The sequence below is a fragment of the Frankia sp. CeTa3Moorea genome (genome assembly GCF_978021225.1).
Genome location: NZ_CDXDOR010000128.1, coordinates 1 through 1,013, shown reverse-complemented (window position 1 = coordinate 1,013; position 1,013 = coordinate 1). Strand labels below are relative to the sequence as shown.

At 71.7% G+C, this 1,013-nt stretch carries 1 protein-coding gene; it reads right to left on the bottom strand.

Going from position 1 to position 1,013, the window contains the following annotated elements:
• Nucleotides 1-298: 298 nt before the first annotated feature.
• Nucleotides 299-1,013 (bottom strand): phage shock envelope stress response protein PspM (gene pspM / locus AC08OV_RS18855; protein WP_476620046.1); only part of this gene is annotated, 715 nt, incomplete at its 5' end.

Genomic DNA, 1,013 nt, shown 5'->3' with positions numbered 1-1,013 from the left:
ACATTACCATCCGCTCTCACGTGAGCCAGCAGCGGCATATCCCGGTGGGCGGCGTGCCCGCCCGATCGATACGCACCGTGTTATCGCCCGACTGTGATCCGAGCTTATCGCGAGCCGCCTTGGCGCCATCAACCGGTCAGTACACCGCCAAAACGGGCGAGAGAATGACGTTCTGCTTCGTAAGCCCTCATGGAGCCACTCGCCGCCGGTCACTATGGGTACACGAAGGAACTGGGCGGAACGTCTCGACGACCTACCCGATGGCGCCACCCAGCTGGATCATCACCGGCGCCCGCGATCAACCGGAAAGTTCACGCAGAGCAGCTGCATAACTGCGCAGAGCCTCGATCTGCTGGGTCAGTCGGGCCAGGTCCGGCGAAGACGCGACCACCGTGCCCATGACCTCGCTGGCCGCTGCCAGCAGGTCGTCCAGAGTGGCCACCGACGCCGACATTCCGGCCACCAGGTCCTTCCTCGTCGCCAGGATCTCGGCTCGTCGAGCGGGATGCGTCACCGCTCGGGCCGCCCTTTCACACGCGACGACCCGTATGGCGGTGACCCGCAGCCCGTCCACCAGATCGGCGGCGCCGGCCACGGCCGCCCGCACCGGGCCGCGGGCGGCGCCGGGAGCAAGCGTCCGGGCCATCGCGACGAGCGCCGCCAGACCCGCCTCGCCACGGCGCAACGGCTCGGCGGCCGCCGAGTGCCGCAACGCCCAGGGCTGCGGAGCGGGGGCGCTCGGCAGGGCGAACCCGCGGTCCTCCCGCCGGATCACGGCCGTCTCCCAGCCGGCGAGACCCGCCCTGATGATCGCCGCGCCGCCCACAACCAGCCAGCCCCAGCCGTCCACGACGGCGGCGACCGGCGTCACCGCGGCCACGGCGGTCCATCCGAAGGCGGTCACCGCCGCCCGACGACGCGCCCACCGGACGCCACGCCCGGCGCGCCGTTCGGCCCGCAGCAACGACCGGCGTTCGACATCGGCACGCACCCAGTCCGGCAACACCGGCCGC